The following is a 20,915-nucleotide window of genomic DNA, read 5'->3' on the forward strand; positions in this document are numbered from 1 at the left end:
CGGCGCAGCTTTTTCAGCCAGCTGTCCCAGGTTTCGAGCTGGATGAAGGGCTCGAAGGACATGTCAAAGGAAGGCTGTACGGCGCCATCGCCCGCGCGGCCGCCGATCACCACATAATTCACATTGATATCCCGCCCCGCATCGACCCGCAGCGGCAGCCGCGGTCCGCGGAATGAGTTGTAGGCGGGATGCCCCTGTTCGACGCGCTCGCGGATGCGATGCGCCATCGGCGCGGAATTGCGGATACTGCCGCACGATATAGCCCAGCCGCGACGAGATCTGCGCCCGCGCATCATCCAGCGCGAAATCGGTGCCCTTGACCTCGACCAGCGTTACATCCATCTGCGTGCGGCCCGAGAACAGGGCAAAGTCCACGAAGCCGCTGTCGACCGGGAACTGACTGAAGGCGATGTACTCCTCCTCCGGCCGCGCATACAGCTCCGCAATCAGCGACAGATCCTGCGCAATCAGCCGGTGCATTTCCAGCTCGGTCGCGCCATTCGTAATCACGGTGCGCAGCTGCTCCACAGGCACGCGGTGGCGCAGGATCTCATTGCGCCGGTTCAGCACCGCTATGCTTTCCTGGTAGGGACGGTCGATATACGGGTCGATCTGCACCCGCAGCTTTTCGATCTGCGCAGCCAGGCGCACATCGTCCAGCGTATGCCGGTTCAGCTCCGCATCCAGGCAACCCAGCATCGCCGTGACTTCGGCAAAGCTCATTTTCTCCCAGTGCGGCAGCCCATGCACCTCCGACACGCGCGCAAAGGTCGCCTCGCTCAGGTGCGTCGATTCGTAATGTTCGATCACGCGGGCATCATCGCTGATATGGCCCGCTTCGATCAGGTGCCTGCGCAGCGATTCAATCGAATTCGCCACCGACGAACCGGTATTGCGTTCACCGAGGTCGGTCAGCAGCGCAACCACGCGGTCCGCATGGAAGATGCGCACGCGGCAGATCGAATCGTGGACCGACTCCCGGTGCGCCTGGTAGCGAAAGATGAAATCGCTGATCTTCATCGCGGCATCACGAGCACCTGCAGGCCGGACGGCGTTTCAGGCGCATGGTAGACCCGCTGCGTGGCCTTCTGGAAGTCTTCCGGCTTTGCCTGCGGGATGTTCACAAAAGTTTGCGGATTCAAGTCGATCAGCGGGAACCACGAGCTTTGCACCTGCACCATGATGCGGTGGCCGCGGCGGAAGGTGTGGTTCACCTCGCCCAGGTGGTAGCTGACGCTTTCCACCTTGCCCGGCGTGAAGGGCTCCGGCTTCTCGAAGCTGTTGCGGAACTTGCCGCGGATCGGGTTGCCGCGCACCAGCTGCTGGTAGCCGGCCAGCTTCAGTGAAGGCGGTGGCGTGTCGGCCGGGCGCTCGCCTGTGCGCGCTGGCGCGGGCAGCTCGTGCGGATAGACGTCGATCAGCTTCACGACGAAGTCGCTGTCCGTGCCCGTGGTCGACACGAAAAGCTTGGGCGTGACCGGACCGGCGATAGTCACATCCTCTTCCAGCACCTCGCTCTGGTACACCAGGACGTCCGGCCGCGAGGAAGCAAAGCGCTGGTCAGAAACCATGTACTCGCGCGGCACGCCGGTCGCCGGATAGCCGATATACGGCACGGGCTTGCGCGGATCGCTCACGTATTCGTCAAACGCAGCAGCGCCGGACGCAGGCTGCGTCCACGTCAGCGTGCCGTTCGGGCCGAAGTACAGCGTACGTGTTTTGGCCTGCACCGGCGGCCATGCCGGCATACTGGCGCCAGACATTGGTGCCGGTCTCGAAGGCGTTCACCTCGGCGATGGCTTTGTCCGCCTTCTTGTCCTTCAGGTGCTGCTCGAAGAAGGGAAACAGCAGCTTCTTGTTGAAGTACTCGCTGGTCTTGCTGTCGAAGCGCACATGGCCCAGGCTCCTGCCTTCCTCGCCCGCCCAGCCGCCATGCGTCCACGGGCCGATCACCAGGCCGTTGAAGATGCTTGGATTCTGCTTGCGGATGGACTGGTAAGTGGTGAACGGTCCTTGCGGATCTTCCGCATCGAACCAGCCGCCCACGGTCAGCACGGCCGCCTTGATGTTCTTCAGGTGGGGCGCGATATTGCGCGACTTCCAGAATTCGTCATAGCTGTCGTGGTCGATGGTCGGCTTCAGGTAGGCCAGCTGCTTCGGCTGCAGTTCGCCGAGGATGCCGGACATCGTCATGCGCTTCAGGAAGTAGTCGTAACTGTCCGCCACGCCGTAATCGAAGCGCGAGCGCTCGCGCGCCGGCGGCGCAGGATTCACCTCCTCGGTAAAGGACGAGTAGAAGTCGAAATTCGCCGCCAGCATGAAGGCGCCGCCGTGATAGGAGTCGTCGCCCATGAACAGGTCCGTCACCGGCGCCTGCGGCGAGGCGGCCTTGATGGCCGGATGGGAATCGATGATCGAGGCGGAGGTATAAAAGCCCGGGTAACTGATGCCGTAGATGCCGGCCTTGCCGTTGTTATTGGCGACATGCTTCAGCAGCCACTCCACGGTGTCGTGCATGTCCTGGCTCTCATTGCCTTCGCCCGCAGCGCGCTGCGCCTTCACATGCGGCGTCATCTCCTGCCACTTCCCTTCGGACATATAGCGCCCGCGCACATCCTGCTTCACGAAGATATAGCCGCTGTCCGCGAAGTCCTGCGGCAGGCCGAAGCTCTTTGGATAGTAATCCACGCCATAGTGCGACTCGCCGTCCAGGTTCACACCCACGCTGTAAGGCGTGCGCTGGATCAGGAAGGGATAGGGTTTGGATGCATCCTTCGGCACATAGACCGCTGTGAACAGGCGCACCCCATCGCGCATGGGAATGCGGAATTCGTACTTGGTATAGGTGGCGCGCAGGTCGGGTTTGTCCTTCTCGTCAGGCGCCGCGTGGACGGCGCCTGCGAAGGCCAGGGCGAGGGAGAGGGCTAGTGGAGTGAGGTGGCGCTGCATGATTCCTTTATTTAGTTTGTTTCTGGTCGAAGACGGCCCTTATCATACAGGCGGAGGCGGTCCAGCTTCCCTGCATACAGATCGTGGTCGCCGCGCGTGGTGCTGTTGCTCATCGCGAGGCGCATATGCTTGTCGGCCGTTTTCAGGTCGCCCATCTCGAAGGCGGCTTTCGCCATCCAGAAATGGAACTCGTGGTAGTAGGGCGCCCGTTCCAGTTCGCGCGCGAACAGGCCGCGTGCGCGGCGGTAATCGCCTTTCGTCCATCGCCTTGCGGCCCAGGTTGAAGTAATCGAAGGGCGGCTGGGGCTCCAGGCGTTCCAGTTCCGCCTTCACGGCCAGCGCTTCTTCCTTGCGGCCCTGGTCGTTCAGCACCTGCACCAGGTTGAACAGGGTGACCGTGCTGCGCGGGTCGCGCTGCAGGGCGGCGCGCAGCACCGTTTCGGACTCGGTCAGCATGCCCTGGCGCTGATAGACGATGGCCAGCGTGTTATGCGAGTGGACGAAGCTGGGTTCATATTCCATCGCATTGCGCGCCCACCAGTAAGCAGCATCGAGCTTGCCCTGCACCAGCGCTTCGGCCGAGCGGTTGTTCATGAACATGGCGACGATGGTGCGCTCGTCGATCGGTTCCTTTTCCAGCTTTTCCGCGTCGGCCGGCGGCAGGAAGTCGATGGTCACGAACTGCGCGCGGTCATACGTGCCGGGGCGCACTTCGATACTCGGCTTGCCGAGCACCAGGTTGACGTGGCCGTTGTTCAGGTACAGGGTGCCGGAACGGCTCCAGGTATCTTCGCCGGTAATACGCTGGTACTGCACGGTGAGGCCAAGCTCGCGCGCCAGCGCGGCCGTCATGATCACGAGGGAGAGGCAATTGCCCATGCGCGCCTCGAAGGCCTGGGAGGCGGTGCGGGTGATTTCGGAATCGTATTCGATGCGCAGCATGTCGCGCCGGTACAGCGCTTCGAACAGGGCTTCATGGGCGTTGCGGCTGCTCATGTTCTGGCGCACCTTGGCGACGTATTCGCGCATCGCCGGCGTCAGCGCAAAAATATCCTGCGCCGCCAGTATGCCTTCCGGCCTGGCGAAGGCGCTGTCCTTGAACAGTTGGGCGACCGGCGGCCCGGCCGGTTTATCGAGGCTCGCGCAGCCGGACGTGAGCGCGGCCGCGAGAAGCAATATTGATAAATGTTTCATGGTGATTCTCCCCCATGAAACAAGTATCCTCGGCTATTTTGGCGATGTCAATTCGGCAGCAACGTCGCTCACACCCAGGGCGGACAGGGCGTCGCGCAGGTCTTCGATCTCCGCTTCCAGCTCGCCGGAGGCATCGTAGGGACGGTCGGCCGAGGCCGGCAACTGGTCGCCGCCAAACAGCTGCACGCGCAGCACCGGCTCGCCGCCTAGCTCGGCGCCGGTGACCACGGCGCGCGCCGGACCGCTATGCGCGCGCAGCGCCTGGCCGAACTGCGCCATCATGGCCAGGGTGGCGTGCTCGTTGCGGCCTTGCTGCAGTGCGCCGTAGAACAGGTCCTGGTACAGGAAGTTCAGGCGCAGGGACTGGGCTTTTTCGCCCCGCGCCAGGCAGCGTGCCGCCAGCGGCGCGGCCGTTTCGGTCCAGGCGCGGTAGCGCTCCATGCGGGCGGACCAGAACTCGTCCTGCGCCTCTTCGCCGGCAGGGACGCGGTAGAAGGCATCGTCGGCGCGCTTGTAGGCAAATCCCAGCAGGAAGCGCGGCTCGACGGCTTCATCGTCCGTGCCGAACGGCGAGGCCGCCCAGCCGGCAATGCTGCGCTGCAGGGCGGGCGCCTCGCGCACTTTCTTGTCGCTCAGGGAGGCGGCCGCCTCGCGCACCATGGCGTGCAGCTGGCCATAGGTGATGCCCTCCATCTCGCCCAGGTCATAGGCGTGCTGCACCAGCACCAGCCTGGCGTGCGGGCTTTCCAGGCCGCCGCTGCGGAAGCTCTCCAGCAGGGCTTCATAGGCTTGCTCGTCCTGGAAGCACTCGGCTTCGGACAGGCCGCCCTGGCTGTGCACGAAGAGGGGAATGGCGAAGGCGTTGACCTCCATCTCCGGACCGTTCTCGCGGTGCAGCAGCAGCGTGCCGGCATGCTCCTCGATGGCTTCGCGCAGCACGCGGTAGCCTTCGCTGTCCTCGAAGCGCGCCTGTTCCAGCGCGCCGTACAGGATCTCGTTCTTCTGCTGGTTCAGGTAGCGCTTGATCTGGCGGTTGAAGTCCAGCTCATCTCGCTCATGTCCTCGTATTCCTGCTCGGCCACGGTGAGCGCGAGTTCGGACAAGGCCTGGCTCAGGACTTCTTCCTTCTCCTGCGGCGGCGTGGAGGACTTGCGGGGGACGGGTTTCTTATTCTTGGGCATATTCCGGGCGGCGCCCGGGAGCGCCTCAATGTTCGATGTGGAAGGTTTCGTGCAGTTCGTCGAGCAGGTCGGCGGCTTCGTCCTCGCTCATGCCGAGGTGGCGGCAGGCCAGTTCGCCGCCTTTTTGCCACTCCAGCGATTCTGGGTTGCCATGGTAGCGCTGAATGGCGCGTTCCGCCAGCACCGAGCCTGCCACCAGGGAGCGGATGGCGTCATCGGTGGCATCGTCCGCCAGCACGGAATAATCGTGGTGGTGCAGGATGGCCCAGGAGACGTCCGGCGACAGTCCCCAGTTGCGTGCCAGCAGGCAGCCGATGGCGGCGTGGTTGGTGCTGTGGCGCACGTCTTCCACCTTGGTGAAACTGTGCGAGACGGAGCCGGAAGCCATGTCCAGCGTGGCCTGGTAGTCGCTGAAGCGGTTCAACAGGATGGGGATGCCGATATCGCAGAACAGGCCGAAGGTGTGGGCGATGTCCGGCGGCGCCAGGCGCAGGCGGCGCGAAATGAACACCAGGGCCAGTGCGCGGCGGGCGGACACGTCCCAGAACTGGTTCAGCGCCGTCTCGTTGCCATCGATGGCCTGGCGCGCCAGCAGGCCGGTGAGCAGGGCCGCGCAATTGGTAATGCCGAGGAAGTTGATGGCCTGCTCCACCGACTTGGCCTTGCGCGCCGCACCGTAGAAGGGCGAATTGGCCAGCTTGAGCAGCGCACCGGACATGCCGACGTCGTTCGCGATGATGCGCGCGATCATGCGCGGCGAAGGATCGTCCCTGCCCAGTTCCGCCTGCAGGTCCACCAGCAGGCTGGGACGCGGCGGAATGCGGATCGACCGCAGCAGGGCCTCCTCTGCGGTCTGTTCTTGCGCTGCTGCTGTTGTCATTTTTTAAACCGGGCTGCGAATTGAAGAATCCCGGCCATTATCGCCGCTGAAACCGGCCATGGCTCATTTACGTGAAGAAATATTTTGCCTTTGTGGCTAGCGGCGGCGTTTTTCTTGCCAAGGCTACAATTGCCTGCATGACCAGATTAATTGCAGGGATAGACTTCGAGCGCCCGGCCCATGAAGTGGCGCGCAAACTGATCGGCGCCGTGGTGCTGGTGAACGGCGTCGGCGGACGCATCGTCGAAACGGAAGCCTACGACCGCGAGGACCCGGCCTCGCATGCCTTTACCGGCCGCTCCGAACGCAACTTCGCCATGTTCGGTCCGCCGGGGCACGCCTACGTCTACCGCTCGCACGGCCTGCACTGGTGCCTGAACTTCGTCTGCATGGAAGAGGGCCACGGCGCCGGCGTGCTGCTGCGCGCGATCGAACCGCTGGAGGGCCTGGACGCCATGCACGAACGCCGTAAATTCGATGACGTGCGCCTGCTGTGCGCCGGCCCCGGACGCCTGTGCCAGGCCATGGCCGTCACCCGCGCCCACAACGCCCTGCCGCTCGACGCACCGCCCTTCGAACTGCGGCCGCGCCAGGGCAGGGTGCAGGTCGCCGTCGGCCCCCGCATCGGCATCAGCAAGGCGGTCGACGTGCCCTGGCGCTTCGGCCTCGCCAACTCGCCCTACGTCAGCAAGCCCTTCCGATAAGCACTTTGGGGTCAGGCACGTTTTGATACATGAGCTCGTGTTTCGTTTCGTGCCTGACCCCAGAATTGCCCCCAGAATCGAGCTCGAACACGGCCACCGACGTGGCCAGGTAGCTCGCCTGTTCCTGCAAGCTCGCCGCGGCGGCGGCTGCCTGCTCGACCAGCGCCGCATTCTGCTGCGTCACATCGTCGATCTGCACCACAGCCTTGTTGACCTCCGTGATGCCCTGCGCCTGCTCCGCGCTGGCCGCGTTGATGCGCTCGATGACGTCGTTCACCTGCCGCACGGAAGCCACGATATCGCCCATGCTGCCGCCGGCAACCGAGACCGAGGCCGCGCCCCGGTCCACGGTCGCAACGGATTCCGCGATCAGCGCCTTGATCTCGCGTGCCGCCGAAGCCGAGCGCTGCGCCAGCGTGCGCACCTCGGCCGCGACAACAGCGAAGCCGCGACCCTGCTCGCCGGCCCGCGCCGCTTCCACGGCAGCGTTGAGCGCCAGGATATTGGTCTGGAAGGAGATGCTGTCGATCACGCCGATGATCTCCACGATCTTGCGCGAACTGGCGCGAATCGAATCCATCGTGGCGACCGCCTGCGCCACCGCTTCGCCGCCCTTGGCCGCCAGTCCCGTCGCCACCGCCGCCAGCTGGCAGGCCTCGCGCGCGTTGTCGGCATTGGCGCGCACTGCGCTGGTCAGGCTGTCCATCGCGCTGGCTGTTTCCTCCAGCGACGTGGCCTGCATCTCGGTGCGCGTGGAAAGGTCCATATTCCCCGTCGCGATTTCGCTGGCCGCCGTATCGATGGACTGCACTGCCTCACGTATCGTGTGCAGCGTGCCGTTTCAGGTGGGCGATGGACTGGCCGAGCACGCGCGAGGTCTCGGCGATTTCATCGCGTCCCGTGCTGGGGGCCTGCGCCGTCAGCTTGCCGGCGGCCAGGCTGCGGACCGTGCCGCCGATCAGGGCGATATCGCGCAACAGCGCCGTGCGCACGCGCATGGAGACCAGCAGCGATAGCACCACCGACAGCACGGCGAACAGCGCCATCGTCACGCCCAGCGAGTGAAAGTCGCTGCGCGCCTGGGCGAAGGCCGTTTCGCTCAGCGTCTTCTCCAGTGCCGCCAGCCGCGCCAGCTGCCCATCCAGCGCCTCGAACTGCTTCTCGGCCTTGGCCATGGAATTGGTCGCAATCGACTGGTCCACCTGCGCCAGGTCGACCGTCTCCAGCACGCCGCGCCGGTAAGCGCTCAGCGCGGCCAGCGACGCTGCCACGATCGGCTTCTCTTCCGCCGTCGCGACTTCGGCAAGGCCGCGCAGCTGGCTGCCGATCGCAGCATGGCGCGCACGGATCTGTGCCACCAGTGCGTCCAGCCGTTCCTTGGCGAAGCTGCCGTTGATCCAGGCCAGCAGCTGGTAAATATTGGCGTGGGCGAAGCGTGCCTCGCCCGCGACGTCCGCCGCCGCCTTCAGTCGCGCCGCGCGCACCTGCACCAGGTTTTCCATCGACGCGTTCTGCCGCACCATGCCCATCCACGCCGAGCTGGTGGTCGCAAGCAGCAGCACCAGCACCACGCCGGGCGCCAGCAGCAGCTTGGGTCCGATCCGGAGTTTGCTCAGCATGGCGTCACTTCTTGTAGATGCCGGCTTCAAGGACCACGTCGCCTACGCGCAGGATGTAGGTGGTCTTGGGCTCGATCTTGCCCGTCTCCGGATTCTTGTACATATAGTCCACCCAGCCCTTGCCCTTCTTCGCGGCCAGCTCGATGATCTCGCGGCGGTATTTCTTGCCGCTGGCGTCCGGCACATCGGTCAGGTCCTTGCCGACGATGGTCGGATTAAAGGGATGGGCCAGCACGATGCCGGTATGGATGTCGCGCATATCGACGTAGAGCGATCCCTGCACGAAGTCCGGGTCTTTCGCTGCAATCTTCTTCATCATTTCATCCTTGCCGTGCGCCTTGACGAAGGAGGCGCCGCGTTCGGCCATCGCGATGGCGTCCTTCTCGGCGGGGGATTCAACGGCGTGCGCGCTCGCCAGGGCAAGCGCGATCAAAGGAGCGGACAGGATGCGTTTCATGATGGGCCTCCTTGCAGGGTTGGGAGTGCTCAATGTACGACGCTGTTGCCATGCGGAAGTTGCGATAGCGCAAGGCACTGGGGATTTTCGTGACTAGCATGGAACTTCCCCACACCGACAGGAGGCCAGCCATGAAGTTCAAGCCCTACACCCGCCAGACGATCCGCCAGGCACGCCAATGGGAGCTGCTCACGCCGGAGCAGCAGGAGGCCGTGCAGGTCGTGTCCCATGTGCTGCCTTTCCGCACCAACGAATATGTGCTGGAGCAGCTGATCGACTGGGACCGGGTGCCGGACGATCCGATCTACCGCCTGGTCTTTCCGCATCAGGACATGCTGCCCGAGCACGAGTACAGGCAGCTACGCGACCTGTTGCTGGTGCATCCCGATCACGTGGCGGCGGAACTCCTGATTCACGAGATACGCATGCGCATGAATCCTCATCCGGCGGGCCAGATGACGCATAACGTTCCGCGCGTAAACGATGCCCCTTTGCGCGGCCTGCAGCACAAGTACAACGAAACGGTGTTGTTCTTTCCCAGCGCGGGGCAGACCTGCCATGCCTACTGCACCTTCTGCTTCCGCTGGCCGCAGTTCGTCGGCATGGACGATATGAAGTTCGATGCGAAGGAGACGCACGAGCTGGTGTCCTACCTGCGCGATCACCGCGAGGTGACCGATGTGCTGATCACGGGCGGCGATCCGCTGATCATGAACACGCGCTCGCTGGCCGAATTCATCGAGCCCTTGCTGGCGCCGGAGCTGGCGCACATCCAGAACATCCGCATCGGCACCAAGTCGGTCGCATACTGGCCGCAGCGTTTCGTGACCGACCGCGATGCGGACGATCTGCTGCGCCTGTTCGAGAAGGTGGTTTCCTCCGGTCGCAATATGGCGATCATGGGGCACTACAACCATGCGGTGGAGCTGCGGCAGGAGATCGCGCAGCAGGCGGTCAAGCGGATTGTCGGCACGGGCGCGACCCTGCGCATGCAGGGACCGCTGATCCGGCATATCAACGAGGACCCGTTCTCCTGGGCGGAGCTGTGGCAGACGGGCGTGCGGCTGGGGGCCATTCCCTACTATATGTTCGTGGAACGCGATACCGGCCCGCGCGAGTACTTCGCCTTGCCGCTGGCGCGGGCGCACGAGATTTTCCAGACGGCTTACCAGATGGTGTCCGGACTCGCGCGCACGGTGCGCGGGCCTTCAATGAGCGCTTTCCCCGGCAAGGTTGTTATCGACGGCGTGGTCACCATCGGCGGCGAGAAGGTGTTCGCGCTGCAGTTCCTGCAGGCGCGCAATCCGGACTGGGTCCGCAAGCCTTTCTATGCCCGCTTCGATCCTGAGGCGACGTGGATGGATCATCTGAAACCCGCGTTCGGCAAGGAGAAGTTTTTCTTCGAGTCCGGCGATTTACCTGAGCCGCGCAAGGTGATTCCCATCGCCGCCGCAGCGCACGCCCGCGACGCGTCCTGCAGCGTCACCCACGCCGCCTGACCCGCGCCCGCCCACCTGCCGCTGCCCGCCGCCGCCAACGATCGCCGCCAACGATCGCCGCCACGGTCCCAACGCCACTCGCCCTATGCCAAGACGCCCCTGCCACCGCCGCTTGACCACGCACCGCCGGCACTCGGTCGGCGTGGCTCAACGCCAGGCGCGCTCGCCGTGGACGAAGCTGCGCCGGCAGCGGATGGCGCGGGCAGGGGCGAGCCGACGGCGGCCGTCCAGCGCGTCTATGGCGACTTCGGCCTCGCTGCCATGCCGGCGGCATCGGCGAACAGCGCGGTGGCAGCCGAGCGGCTGTCCCGGCACGCGGCATCGCTTAAGGGCCAGCGTGCATCGCCATCCTGGGCAACGCGGTTCTGGCGAGGGCGCGTGCGTGCGCCGGGCGAGCTGTCCGCCGTCGCGGTGCTGCTGCAAGTGTTCATTCCGTTCGCGCTGGGGCACTACCTCTCCTGGCTCCTGCGCACGGTGAATGCCATGCTCGCCCCGCAAATGCTGCAAGCAGTACAGCTGACGCCTGCCCAACTGGGCACGCTGACGAGCACCTACTTTCTCGCCTTCGCCTTCGCCCAGCTGCCAGTGGGACTTGCCCTCGACCGTCACGGCCCGCGCCGCGTGCAGGCAGTCATGCTGCTGATTGCCGCGGCAGGAACATACGCCTTCGCGCAAAGCCAGAGCTTCACGCAAATGGCCATCGCCCGCGGCATCATGGGGTTGGGACTCGCCGCCTGCTTCATGGCCGCGATGAAGGCCATCTCCACCTGGATCTCGCCGCAGAAGGCCCCGTCTGTGCAAGGCTACCTGATCGCGGCGGGAGGACTGGGCGCGGCTACGGCAACGCTGCCCGTCAGGCTCGCCTTGCACTACACCGACTGGCGCGGCATCCTCACGGCGCTTGCCATTTGCTGCGCCGCGCTTGCCGCCGCGATCATGCTGATAGCGCCCACCGAGCCGCCCGCGGCACCCAAGCCGCTAAGCCGCCGGGCGCTGAAGGAAATCTTCACGCACAAGGCCTTCCGCGACACAGCGGCCCTCGTGTTGATCCCGCACACCGTCTACTTCGGCATCCAGGGTCTGTGGATCAGCCGCTGGCTGGCCGACACGGCCTACCTCGACCAGCAAGCCATCGCCTGGCTGCTCTACCTGGGCATGGCCGGCGTGATCTTCGGCGCCATCGCTGTCGGCATGCTCACCGAATGGGCCGCCAGGCACGGACGCCAGCCGATCGACCTCGCCGCCCTCGGCATCGCAGCCTTCGTCATCATCCAGTGCGCGATGATAGTGGGCGCGCGGCCCGCCATGCCGATGGTGGCCGTGGCCTTCATGCTGGTCGGGACCATCACCGGCATCGAATACACCATCGTCGCCCAGTCCGTGCCGCCCGCGCTGATGGGGCGCACCTCCACCTGCCTCAATCTGCTGATCTTCACCGGGGCCTTTGCAGTGCAAGCCGGCTTCGGCGCCATCGTTGCCTGCTGGTCCGCGGGACCTGCGGGCAGGGCGCCGGCGCAAGCGTATCAATGCGCATTTGCCGTGCTGGTCCTGCTCCAATTGCCAGGCCTGCTGCACTACCTTCGCACACGCTATCGTGCACATCGGGAGGCATCTCGATCCATCCGGTAGAATAACGCCTTCACCAAGAAGGAAGATGTTATGAAACTGGTTCGTTACGGCCGCCCAGGCAAAGAAAAACCCGGTCTGATCGATGAGGAGGGCAAGCTGCGCGACCTCTCCGGCGTGATCAGCGGCGATATCGGCGGCGAAAACCTGTCGGACAAAGCACTGCGCAAGCTGTCGAAGATCCCGCACGACACGCTGCCCGTTGTGCGTGGCAATCCGCGCTTCGGCGTGCCGGTTGCGAAAGTCGGCAAGTTTATCGGCGTTGGCCTGAACTACAAGGACCACGCCAAGGAATCGGGCATGCCGATTCCGAAGGAACCGATCATCTTCCTGAAGGCGACCACCAGCCTGTCCGGCCCGGACGATTCCATCATGCTGCCCAAGGGTTCGAAGAAGACCGACTGGGAAGTGGAACTGGGCATCGTCATCGGCGAGCGCGCCCGCAATGTCAGCGCCGCCGACGCGGAAAAATACATCGCCGGCTACTGCGTGGTGAACGACGTCTCCGAACGCGAGTTCCAGCTTGAGCGCGGCGGCCAGTGGGACAAGGGCAAGGGCTGCGATACCTTCGGCCCTGTTGGCCCCTGGCTCGTCACGCGCGATGAAGTGTGGGACGTGAACAAGCTCGATCTCTACCTGGAAGTGAACGAGAAGCGCATGCAGACCGGCAGCACTTCGGACATGATCTTCAAGGTGCCGCAGCTGGTGGCCTATATCTCCCAGTTCATGACGCTGGAACCGGGCGACATCATCGCCACCGGCACGCCAGCCGGCGTTGGCCTGGCGCGCAAGCGCTACCTGAAGAAGGGCGATTTCGTCCGCCTCGGCATCGCCGGCCTCGGCGAGCAGCAGCAGGACGTTATCGGTTACCAGGAATTTTAATCCGCCCCCGCGGGGTGGACGCTGGCAATCGCCCGCGCCACTCCGTCCTGCAACCGCGACACGATCTCCGCCAAATCCCTCTCCGTCGCAATAAACGGCGGCGCCAGCAAAATATGGTCGCCCCGTTTCCCGTCGATGGTCCCGCCCATCGGATACACCATCAGGCCGCAAGCCATGCACTGCCGCTTCACGGCTGAATAAAGCCGCAGGTCCGGATCGAAGGGACGCCGCGTCTCGCGGTCCTGCACCAGCTCCAGCGCCACCAGCAAGCCGCGCCCCCGGATATCGCCCACGTGCGGATGATTGCCGAAGGCATCGCGCAGCATGCGCTTGAAAGCTGCTCCGCGCACCGTGACGGCTCCCAGCAGGCAATCGCGCCTGATCACCTTTTGCACCGCAAGCGCCGCTGCAGCAGCCACGGGATGACCGACATAGGTGTGCCCGTGCTGGAAGATGCCGCTGCCATTGCGCATGCGCTGTACGACATGTTCGCGCGCCATCACCGCGCCGATCGGCTGGTAGCCTGCGCCCAGTCCTTTGCCCAGCGCCACCAGGTCCGGCACCACGCCCTCCTGCTCGATCGCATACAGCGTGCCGGTCCGGCCCATGCCGCACATGACTTCATCGGCGATCAGCAGGATGCCGTACTTGTCGCACAGCGCACGCACGCCCCTGAAATAGCCTGGCGTCGGCGGCACCGCGCCGCTGGTCGCACCGACAACCGGTTCCGCGCAAAATCCGATCACGCTCTGCGGACCGATGTCGATGATGGTCGTCTCCAGCTCCTGCAGCAGGCCGGCCGTGTACTCGTGAACATCCTGTCCCGGACGCCGCTCGCGGTACTCGAAGCAGGGCGACACGCGCGCCACATCCATCAGCATCGGCTCGAAGTGGCGGCGGCGGTACTCGTTGCCGCCCAGGGCCAGTGCGCCCAGCGTGTTGCCGTGATAGCTCTGCCGGCGGGCGATGAACACGCGCCGCCCGGTCTCGCCGTTTTCCACGAAATACTGGCGCGCCATCTTCAGCGCCGCCTCGATTGCTTCCGAGCCGCCGGACACCAGGTAGGCCATGTCCAGGTCCCCCGGCGCATCCTCGGCCAGCCGCTCGCCCAGCTCCTCCGCCACATCGGTGGTAAAAAAGGACGTGTGAGCGTAAGCGGCCACCTTGAGCTGGGCCTGCATCGCCGCCAGCACATCCGGATGGCTGTGCCCCAGCGAGGACACGGCCGCGCCGCCGCTCGCATCCAGATAAGTATTGCCTTCCTTGTCGCGCACCTGCATGCCAAAGGCGACAACGGCGGTGGGCGGAGTGTGGCGCAGTTCGCGGTGGATCAGGTGGGTCATGCAAGCCTCGCGATGAGTTGGTCGTCAGGAGAAGTTAGCTCGCGCGCCGTTCGCGCGTTTTGATTTTTCTCCTGTCCTGTGCGAACATTTCCTCATCATGAAAGACCGCCTCGGCCCCATCCCCTCGTCCGAATGGACACCCGAACAGCGAGCCGCCGCGCAAGCGGTGATCGACGGCCCTCGCGGCTCACTGTACGGCCCCTTCGTGCCCCTGCTGCGCAGTCCTGAGTTGATGGGCTGTGCGCAGCGCATGGGTGAATACCTGCGCTACCGCAGCGCGATCGGCACCCGCCTGTCCGAGCTGGCCATCCTCGTCACCGCGCGCCAGTGGAACCAGCAGGTCGAATGGGCCATCCATGCGCCCATCGCCAGGGATGCAGGCATCGCGCAAGCCACCATCGACGCCATCGCGGAATGCCGCCCGCCATCGGCGCTGGCTGCGGACGAGCAGGCCGTCTTCGATTTCTGCACGGAGCTGCAGCGCGACAAGCGCGTCAGCGATGCCAGCTGGAACGCCGCGCTGGCGCAGTTCGGCGAGCATGGCGTCACGGACCTGATGGGCATCAACGGCTACTACACCTTCCTCGCCATGCTCATGAACGCCGCGCAATCGGAAGTGCCGCCCAGCACCGCGGCGCCGCTGCCCGATTGAGGCATGTGTTAGGGAGCTAACAGAAGGATTGGACGCAGCGGGGGATCATCGGTCGCGCACATTACGAAAGCGAAAAATGCCCGACCATTCCGATCCCCAAGATGCGGACGAGGCGAACCCACGCCTGTCGCGCCGCAATTTCCTGCAAGGCGCCCTTGCCGCCATGTCAGCCACACAAACCCCCGCGCCCGCCGCGCCCGCACCCCAACCCGCACCACCTGCTCCATCCGCGCCCGCCGCTCCGGCACGGCCGGTCACGCTGAATATCAACGGCAAGGAATACAGCCTGTCGCTGGAGCCGCGCGTGACCCTGCTCGATGCGCTGCGTGAACACATCGGCATGACCGGCACCAAGAAAGGCTGCGACCGCGGCCAGTGCGGCGCCTGCACCGTGCTGGTGGACGGGCGACGCATCAATTCCTGCCTTACGCTGGCTGTGATGCACGAGGGCGAGCGCATCACCACCATCGAAGGACTGGCCCAGGGCGGCGCGCTGTCGCCCATGCAGATGGCCTTCATCGAACACGACGCCTTCCAGTGCGGCTACTGCACGCCCGGCCAGATCTGCTCCGCCACCGCCCTGCTGGAGGAAGCGCGTGCCGGCACGGCCAGCGCCGTCACGCCGGACGTGCGCAAGGAAACGGTCTTCTTCACGGACGACGAAATCCGCGAACGCATGAGCGGGAACATCTGCCGCTGCGGCGCCTATCCCAACATCGTGGCCGCCATCCGCAGTGTGGCGCTGCGCAAGGGCTGAAACCATGCAAGCCATTTTCTATGACAGGGCGCGCGATGTGGCGGACGCCGTTCGTCTCGGCCAGCAGCCGGGAGCGCGCTTCATTGCGGGCGGCACCAATCTGCTGGACCTGATGAAGGGCGATGTCGAGCATGCGACAAGGCTGGTGGACGTCGGCCGCCTGGGGCTGGACGCGATCCATGAAATGCCCGGCGGCGGCCTGCGCATCGGCGCCACCGCCCGCAACAGCGACACGGCCAACCACAAGCTGGTGCGCGAGCGCTATCCCTTGTTGACGCAGGCGCTGCTGTCCGGCGCATCGGGCCAGTTGCGCAATATGGCCACCACCGGCGGCAACCTGTTGCAGCGCACGCGCTGCCCGTATTTCACGGACACCGCCTTCAACCAGTGCAACAAGCGCGAACCCGGTAGCGGCTGCGGCGCGCGCGACGGCTACCACCGCATGCACGCCATCCTCGGCGCCAGCCCGGCCTGCATTGCCGTCAATCCCTCGGACATGAATGTGGCCCTGGTCGCCCTGGACGCCATTGTGCTGGCGACCGGGCCCGATGGCGAGCGCCGCATTCCGCTTGCGGAATTCCACCGCCTGCCGGGCGATACGCCGCAAATCGACTGAGTGCTGCGCCCCGGCGAGCTGATAACGGCGGTCGAACTGCCGCCATCGCGTTTTGCGCGCAACAGCTACTACCTGAAGATCCGCGACCGTGCCAGCTACGCCTTTGCCCTGATCTCTGTGGCGGCGGCGCTGGAGATGGACGGCCGCAATGTGAAGCAGGCCCGCATCGTGCTGGGCGGCGTGGCGCACAAGCCCTGGCGCGTGCCGGCAGCCGAAGCCCTGCTGGTCGGCAAGCCGGTCAGCGATGGCGTGACGCGCGAAGCGGCGCTGCGCCTGGTAGAGGGCGCCCACCCGCTGGCCGAAAACCAGTACAAGGTCGAAATGGCCCAGCGCGCGATCGTGCGCGCGCTGCATATTGCAGGAGAAAGCGCATGAGCATCATCGGACAAGGCCTCGACCGCACGGACGGACCCGCCAAGGTTACCGGCACCGCCACTTTCTCCGCGGAGCACCAGATTCCGCGCCTGGCGCATGCCGTGATGGTACTGAGCACCGTGCCGAAAGGCCGCATCACGGCCATCGACACCGCGCGCGCCGCGCGCATGCCCGGCGTGCTGGCCGTGATGACGCACGAGAATGCGCCGCGGCTGCCGCGCACCAAGCCCGGCGAAAAGGATATGCCACCTCCGCCGAAACTCAACCTGCTGCAGGACAGCACGGTCCTGTACAACGCCCAGCCCATCGCGCTTGTGGTGGCGGACACGCTGGAGCAGGCAATGGATGCCTCGCGCGCAGTGCGCGTGAGCTACGCGCGCCAGACGGCGGTGCTGGACTTCCATGGCGCCAAATTCAATGCGCGCAAGCCGAAGGAAGACCCCGAGCGTCCTTCCTCCTTCAACCGCGGCAACGTGAACTCGGCCCTGGCCGGCGCGGCGCAGCGCATCGAAGCCACCTACACCACGCCCATCGAGAACCACAACCCGATGGAGCCGCACGCCACGATCGCGGCCTGGGAAGGCGACCGCCTCACGCTGTACGACGCCACGCAGAACATCTCGGGCGTGAAGAAGAATGCCGCGAAATGCCTCGGCATCCCGCCGGACAAGGTGCGTGTAGTGTCGCCCTTCGTCGGCGGAGGCTTTGGCTGCAAGGGCAATATGTGGTCGCATGTGGTGCTGGCGGCGATGGCGGCGAAAAAGGTTGGCCGTCCGGTCAAGCTGGTGCTGGAACGCACGCAGATGTTCGCACCTGTGGGCGCGCGCCCGCTGACCGAGCAGAAGTTCCGCCTGGGCGCCGCCGCCGATGGCCGCCTGACCGCCGTCTCGCACGACTCCATCTCGCATACCTCCTTCCAGGATGACTTCACCGAGCCGTGCACCACGCCCACGCGCATGCTGTACGCCAGCGAGAATATGCAGACTTCGCAAAAGCTGGCCACGCTCAATCTCGGCGTGCCGACCTATATGCGCGCGCCGGGCGAATCGTCCGGCAGCTTCGCGCTGGAGAGCGCACTGGATGAACTGGCCTATGCGCTGAACATGGACCCGCTGGCCCTGCGCCTGCGCAATTACGCCGAGCAGGACCCGGAAAAGAACCTTCCCTTCAGCAGCAAGAAGCTGCGCGAGTGCTACCAGGTGGCCGCCGAGCGTTTCGGCTGGTCGCGGCGCACGCCTGCGCCGGGCTCGATGAAGGCGGGGCGCATGCTGGTCGGCTGGGGCATGGCCACGGCCACCTATCCGGCACACCGCCTCCCCGCAAAAGCCTGGGCCAGCATCCAGCCGGATGGCACCGCCATCGTGCGCTGCGGCTCGCACGACCTGGGCACCGGCACCTACACCATCATGACCCAGGTCGCGGCGGACGCGCTGGGGCTGCCGGTGCAGAAAGTGAAATTCGAACTGGGCGACACGGCCATGCCGGAAGCGCCTGTGTCCGGCGGCTCGATGACGGCCGCCAGCATCGGCCCCGCCGTCAACCAGGCTTGCCTGGCTGCGCGCCGCAAGCTGGTCGAAATGGCGGTGGGCGATGAGGTGTCGCCGCTGAAGGACGCGGCGCCCGAGGAAGTCATTGCGGAGGATGGCTGGCTGCGCCTGCGCCAGGCGCCCGAACGGCGCGAGCCGATGGCGGCCATCATTGCCCGCCACGGCGGCGAACCGGTGGACGGCAGCGGCGAGGCCAAGCCGGGCGAGGAGAAGAAAAAATTCTCGTCCCATTCCTTCGGCGCTGTCTTCGTCGAGGTGCATGTGGACCCGGACCTGGGCATCGTGCGCGTGCCGCGCGTCGTGGCCGCCTACAACGTGGGCAAGTTGCTCAACGCGAAAACGGGACGCAGCCAGCTGATGGGCGGCATCGTGTGGGGACTGGGCATGGCGCTGACGGAGAAAACAGAAATGGACTGGCGTCACGGCAGAGCGGTGAACGCCAACCTGGCGGACTATCACGTGCCCGTGAACGCCGACGTACCGGACATGGATATCTTCGTCGTCGAGGACAGCGATACGAATTTCAATGAGCTGGGTGCGCGCGGCATCGGCGAGATCGGCATCACCGGCGTTGCGGCCGCCGTGGCGAACGCCGTCTACCACGCGACCGGCAAGCGCCTGCGCGACTTGCCGATCACGCCGGAGAAACTGCTGATCTAGAGCGGCTGGCAGTCCTTGTGACGCAGCAGCACGCGTTCGATCGCGTTCAGGCAGTCGAACGATTCCCTGAAGTCCCGCGAACAGCGTCGCATTATCCGGCGACGCTGCGCGGAATTCGCTGCGCACGATATCGAAGATTTCGCCGAAAGTGCGCTTGCCGTCGATATGGCGCAGGATGCGCGCCGAGTATTTGCCCGGATCGATTTCCACCTTCAGGCCGAGGAAGGGATGCGCCAGCGTGATGCGTTGCGCGCCATTGCGCGCGGTGAAGATCTGCTCCAGGGTTTGCGGCGGCAGTGGCTCATGGTAGATGAAGGGCACATAGTCCGCATTGCCGTAGGGCGCCCTGGCGCCGGGGCGCGTCAGGTAGAAGGAGTGGGTGATCAGGTCGCCCAGCATCAGTTCGGACATCGCCTGCTGCGCGCGCAGCGGCATATCCTTCAGCAGTGCACGTGAACGGGATGCATCCGCCACCAGCGTCATCGACGGCAGGTAGGGGAAGTGGCCGCGATGGACGTCGGTCAGCTCCAGGTGGAAGCCGCGCTGGTCCACCAGCCAGGCATACAATTCTTCGACGGTATAGGCGCGGTCCTGAGTGTGCAGCAGCAGGTCGAACAGGCCGGAATCGCTGTTCTGCCATTCGTGGCCGAACAGGTCTTCATAGCGCTTCAGCTGGTTGGTCGGCGGCAGCTGCTTCAGCATTTCGCGCGCGTGGGCGATCTGCTCGGGCGCCTCCAGCCCGCCATTGGCAAGGCGCAGCATTTTCTGGATGTGATAGATGCCGGTGCGGCCCACGGCGCCGTACACCATGATGCCCATCGCGCCGTCTTCCTTCAGCACGGAAGCCAGCGCCTGCAGGCCCGCATCCGGATCGGCCAGGTGGTGCAGCACGCCGCTGCAGTTGATGTAGTCGAAGCGGCCCAGGTCCAGCTCGGGCAGGCGCAGCAGGGATTCGTGCACCCAGCGGATGTTCTTCAGGCCGCGGATGGCGGCGCGCTCCTGCGCGATGGCGATGGACGCGGTGCTCAGGTCGAGGTGGACGATTTCCGCGTCCGTATGGCGCAGCTGTTCGGCGAGGTAGATGGTTGCGTCGCCCGTGCCGCCGCCCGCCACGAGGGCGCGGAAGCCCTGCCGGAAGCTCTGGCGGCCGCCGAAGCAATAGTGGTTCACCATCGGCAGCGATTCGGTCCACGTCTGCTGCAGACGTTTCTTTTCATCCTGAGGATCGACGGGCGGGTAGGGCAGCAGCTCGTACTGCGCCCTGACTTTGGGCAGAAACTGGCCGTCTTCCATCAGGCCAGCACGTGCTTTAGCCACCTGGAGATATGCTCCACTTCTTCCTGGCACAGCGAGTGCTGCATGTAGTACTCATGCCATTCGACCTGGTAGCCCAGCGATTGCAGCAGATCGCGCGAAGCGGTGGCGCGGCCGACCGGGATCACGGGGTCCATGCGGCCGTGCACCATGAAGATCGGCGTCTGCGTGCTGACGGCGCTGCGTTCGGCGGCGACCTTGTCGGCCAGCGGCACATAGCCGGAGAGGCACATCAGGCCGGCCAGGCGCTCGGGGTGGCGCAGACCGGTCTGCAGCGTCATCGCGCAGCCTTGCGAGAAGCCGGCCAGGATGATGCGGCTGGCCGGGATGCCACGCGCCTTTTCGCGGGCGATCAGGGCTTCCACCAGGATCTGCGATTCACGCAGGCCCTTCTCGTCTTCCTGGCGACCGAGGTCGGTGTGGATGATGTCGTACCAGGCGCGCATCACGTAGCCGCCGTTGATCGTCACCGGCATCGTGTTCGCATGCGGGAAGATGAAGCGGATGCCCGGCAGGCCGCCGAGGTCCAGTTCATCCACCAGCGGCACGAAGTCGTTGCCGTCGGCGCCCAGGCCGTGCATCCAGATGATGGAGACTTCGGGGTTGTCGGAGGTGGTGACTTCGATGCTTTCCAGTACGTGGGTCATTTGGTGTCCTCAA

General features: G+C 65.2%; 20 protein-coding genes and 2 pseudogenes. 9 read left to right on the forward strand and 13 right to left on the reverse strand.

Annotated elements, in window-relative coordinates; genetic code table 11:
* Positions 1-63 precede the first annotated feature (63 nt).
* From ACHMW6_RS02525 to ACHMW6_RS02555, 7 genes are all read right to left on the reverse strand, one after another.
* Positions 64-1,020, reverse strand: coding sequence for a hypothetical protein (locus ACHMW6_RS02525; protein WP_395405281.1), 957 nt, complete (start codon positions 1,018-1,020; stop codon positions 64-66).
* Positions 1,017-1,730 (reverse strand): CocE/NonD family hydrolase, encoded by a 714-nt coding sequence (locus ACHMW6_RS02530; RefSeq protein WP_395405283.1) that lies wholly within the window; start codon positions 1,728-1,730, stop codon positions 1,017-1,019. The genes ACHMW6_RS02525 and ACHMW6_RS02530 overlap by 4 nt, the downstream gene beginning before the upstream one ends.
* Positions 1,645-2,949: a CocE/NonD family hydrolase gene (locus ACHMW6_RS02535; RefSeq protein WP_395405285.1), complete on the reverse strand. Its 1,305-nt coding sequence runs from the start codon at positions 2,947-2,949 to the stop codon at positions 1,645-1,647. The genes ACHMW6_RS02530 and ACHMW6_RS02535 overlap by 86 nt, the downstream gene beginning before the upstream one ends.
* A gap of 42 nt (positions 2,950-2,991) precedes the next feature.
* Positions 2,992-4,143 (reverse strand): hypothetical protein, encoded by a 1,152-nt coding sequence (locus ACHMW6_RS02540; protein ID WP_395405287.1) that lies wholly within the window; start codon positions 4,141-4,143, stop codon positions 2,992-2,994.
* A gap of 33 nt (positions 4,144-4,176) precedes the next feature.
* The gene (locus ACHMW6_RS02545) at positions 4,177-5,082 is read right to left on the reverse strand and encodes a hypothetical protein (protein WP_395405289.1); all 906 of its coding nucleotides are present in this window, start codon (positions 5,080-5,082) and stop codon (positions 4,177-4,179) included.
* 71 nt (positions 5,083-5,153) lie between these two features.
* Positions 5,154-5,324 (reverse strand): hypothetical protein, encoded by a 171-nt coding sequence (locus ACHMW6_RS02550; protein WP_395405291.1) that lies wholly within the window; start codon positions 5,322-5,324, stop codon positions 5,154-5,156.
* Between the two features lie 25 nt (positions 5,325-5,349).
* A complete protein-coding gene (locus tag ACHMW6_RS02555) occupies positions 5,350-6,204 on the reverse strand; it encodes an HDOD domain-containing protein (RefSeq protein WP_395405293.1) in 855 nt (284 codons plus the stop codon).
* Positions 6,205-6,341: 137 nt separating this feature from the next.
* Here ACHMW6_RS02555 and ACHMW6_RS02560 point away from each other — a divergent pair, with 137 nt between their 5' ends.
* Positions 6,342-6,908, forward strand: a complete 567-nt coding sequence (locus ACHMW6_RS02560; RefSeq protein WP_395405295.1) for a DNA-3-methyladenine glycosylase — start codon at positions 6,342-6,344, stop codon at positions 6,906-6,908.
* Here the strand turns inward: ACHMW6_RS02560 and ACHMW6_RS02565 are convergent.
* The 3 genes from ACHMW6_RS02565 to ACHMW6_RS02575 are packed head-to-tail and all read right to left on the reverse strand — an operon-like array spanning position 6,889 to position 8,984.
* Complete coding sequence (locus ACHMW6_RS02565) at positions 6,889-7,719, reverse strand: methyl-accepting chemotaxis protein (protein ID WP_395405297.1); 831 nt, start codon at positions 7,717-7,719, stop codon at positions 6,889-6,891. The genes ACHMW6_RS02560 and ACHMW6_RS02565 overlap by 20 nt on opposite strands.
* A 4-nt stretch (positions 7,720-7,723) precedes the next feature.
* A complete protein-coding gene (locus ACHMW6_RS02570; RefSeq protein ID WP_395405299.1) occupies positions 7,724-8,527 on the reverse strand; it encodes an MCP four helix bundle domain-containing protein in 804 nt (267 codons plus the stop codon).
* Between the two features lie 4 nt (positions 8,528-8,531).
* A complete protein-coding gene (locus tag ACHMW6_RS02575) occupies positions 8,532-8,984 on the reverse strand; it encodes a cache domain-containing protein (RefSeq protein ID WP_395405301.1) in 453 nt (150 codons plus the stop codon).
* Positions 8,985-9,115: 131 nt separating this feature from the next.
* Here ACHMW6_RS02575 and ACHMW6_RS02580 point away from each other — a divergent pair, with 131 nt between their 5' ends.
* From ACHMW6_RS02580 to ACHMW6_RS02590, 3 genes are all read left to right on the forward strand, one after another.
* On the forward strand, positions 9,116-10,483 hold the full coding sequence (locus ACHMW6_RS02580) for a KamA family radical SAM protein (RefSeq protein ID WP_395405303.1): 1,368 nt from the start codon (positions 9,116-9,118) through the stop codon (positions 10,481-10,483).
* A gap of 168 nt (positions 10,484-10,651) precedes the next feature.
* A complete protein-coding gene (locus ACHMW6_RS02585) occupies positions 10,652-12,112 on the forward strand; it encodes an MFS transporter (RefSeq protein WP_395405305.1) in 1,461 nt (486 codons plus the stop codon).
* Positions 12,113-12,142: 30 nt separating this feature from the next.
* Positions 12,143-12,991: a fumarylacetoacetate hydrolase family protein gene (locus ACHMW6_RS02590; RefSeq protein WP_395405307.1), complete on the forward strand. Its 849-nt coding sequence runs from the start codon at positions 12,143-12,145 to the stop codon at positions 12,989-12,991.
* Here ACHMW6_RS02590 and ACHMW6_RS02595 read toward each other — a convergent pair.
* On the reverse strand, positions 12,988-14,334 hold the full coding sequence (locus ACHMW6_RS02595) for an aspartate aminotransferase family protein (RefSeq protein WP_395405309.1): 1,347 nt from the start codon (positions 14,332-14,334) through the stop codon (positions 12,988-12,990). The genes ACHMW6_RS02590 and ACHMW6_RS02595 overlap by 4 nt on opposite strands.
* Before the next feature lie 97 nt (positions 14,335-14,431).
* Here ACHMW6_RS02595 and ACHMW6_RS02600 point away from each other — a divergent pair, with 97 nt between their 5' ends.
* The 5 genes and pseudogenes from ACHMW6_RS02600 (at position 14,432) to ACHMW6_RS02620 (ending at position 19,397) form a co-directional block, all read left to right on the forward strand.
* The gene (locus tag ACHMW6_RS02600) at positions 14,432-14,986 is read left to right on the forward strand and encodes a carboxymuconolactone decarboxylase family protein (RefSeq protein WP_395405311.1); all 555 of its coding nucleotides are present in this window, start codon (positions 14,432-14,434) and stop codon (positions 14,984-14,986) included.
* Between the two features lie 76 nt (positions 14,987-15,062).
* A complete protein-coding gene (locus ACHMW6_RS02605) occupies positions 15,063-15,743 on the forward strand; it encodes a 2Fe-2S iron-sulfur cluster-binding protein (RefSeq protein ID WP_395405313.1) in 681 nt (226 codons plus the stop codon).
* Between the two features lie 4 nt (positions 15,744-15,747).
* A pseudogene (locus tag ACHMW6_RS02610) lies at positions 15,748-16,734 on the forward strand (FAD binding domain-containing protein).
* Complete coding sequence (locus tag ACHMW6_RS02615; protein WP_395405315.1) at positions 16,731-18,941, forward strand: xanthine dehydrogenase family protein molybdopterin-binding subunit; 2,211 nt, start codon at positions 16,731-16,733, stop codon at positions 18,939-18,941. Before ACHMW6_RS02610 ends, ACHMW6_RS02615 begins: the two are co-directional and overlap by 4 nt.
* Positions 18,942-19,106: 165 nt before the next feature.
* Positions 19,107-19,397 (forward strand): hypothetical protein, encoded by a 291-nt coding sequence (locus tag ACHMW6_RS02620; RefSeq protein ID WP_395405317.1) that lies wholly within the window; start codon positions 19,107-19,109, stop codon positions 19,395-19,397.
* Positions 19,398-19,796: 399 nt separating this feature from the next.
* Here the strand turns inward: ACHMW6_RS02620 and ACHMW6_RS02625 are convergent.
* Together ACHMW6_RS02625 and ACHMW6_RS02630 are read right to left on the reverse strand one after the other, a co-directional pair.
* Positions 19,797-20,234: pseudogene (locus ACHMW6_RS02625) on the reverse strand (class I SAM-dependent methyltransferase); the annotation flags it as partial.
* Positions 20,234-20,902 (reverse strand): alpha/beta hydrolase, encoded by a 669-nt coding sequence (locus ACHMW6_RS02630; RefSeq protein WP_395405319.1) that lies wholly within the window; start codon positions 20,900-20,902, stop codon positions 20,234-20,236. The gene ACHMW6_RS02630 and the pseudogene ACHMW6_RS02625, both read right to left, overlap by 1 nt.
* Between the last annotated feature and the right edge of the window lie 13 nt (positions 20,903-20,915).

Source organism: Pseudoduganella sp. UC29_106 (assembly GCF_044055365.1).
Classification (GTDB): domain Bacteria; phylum Pseudomonadota; class Gammaproteobacteria; order Burkholderiales; family Burkholderiaceae_D; genus Rugamonas.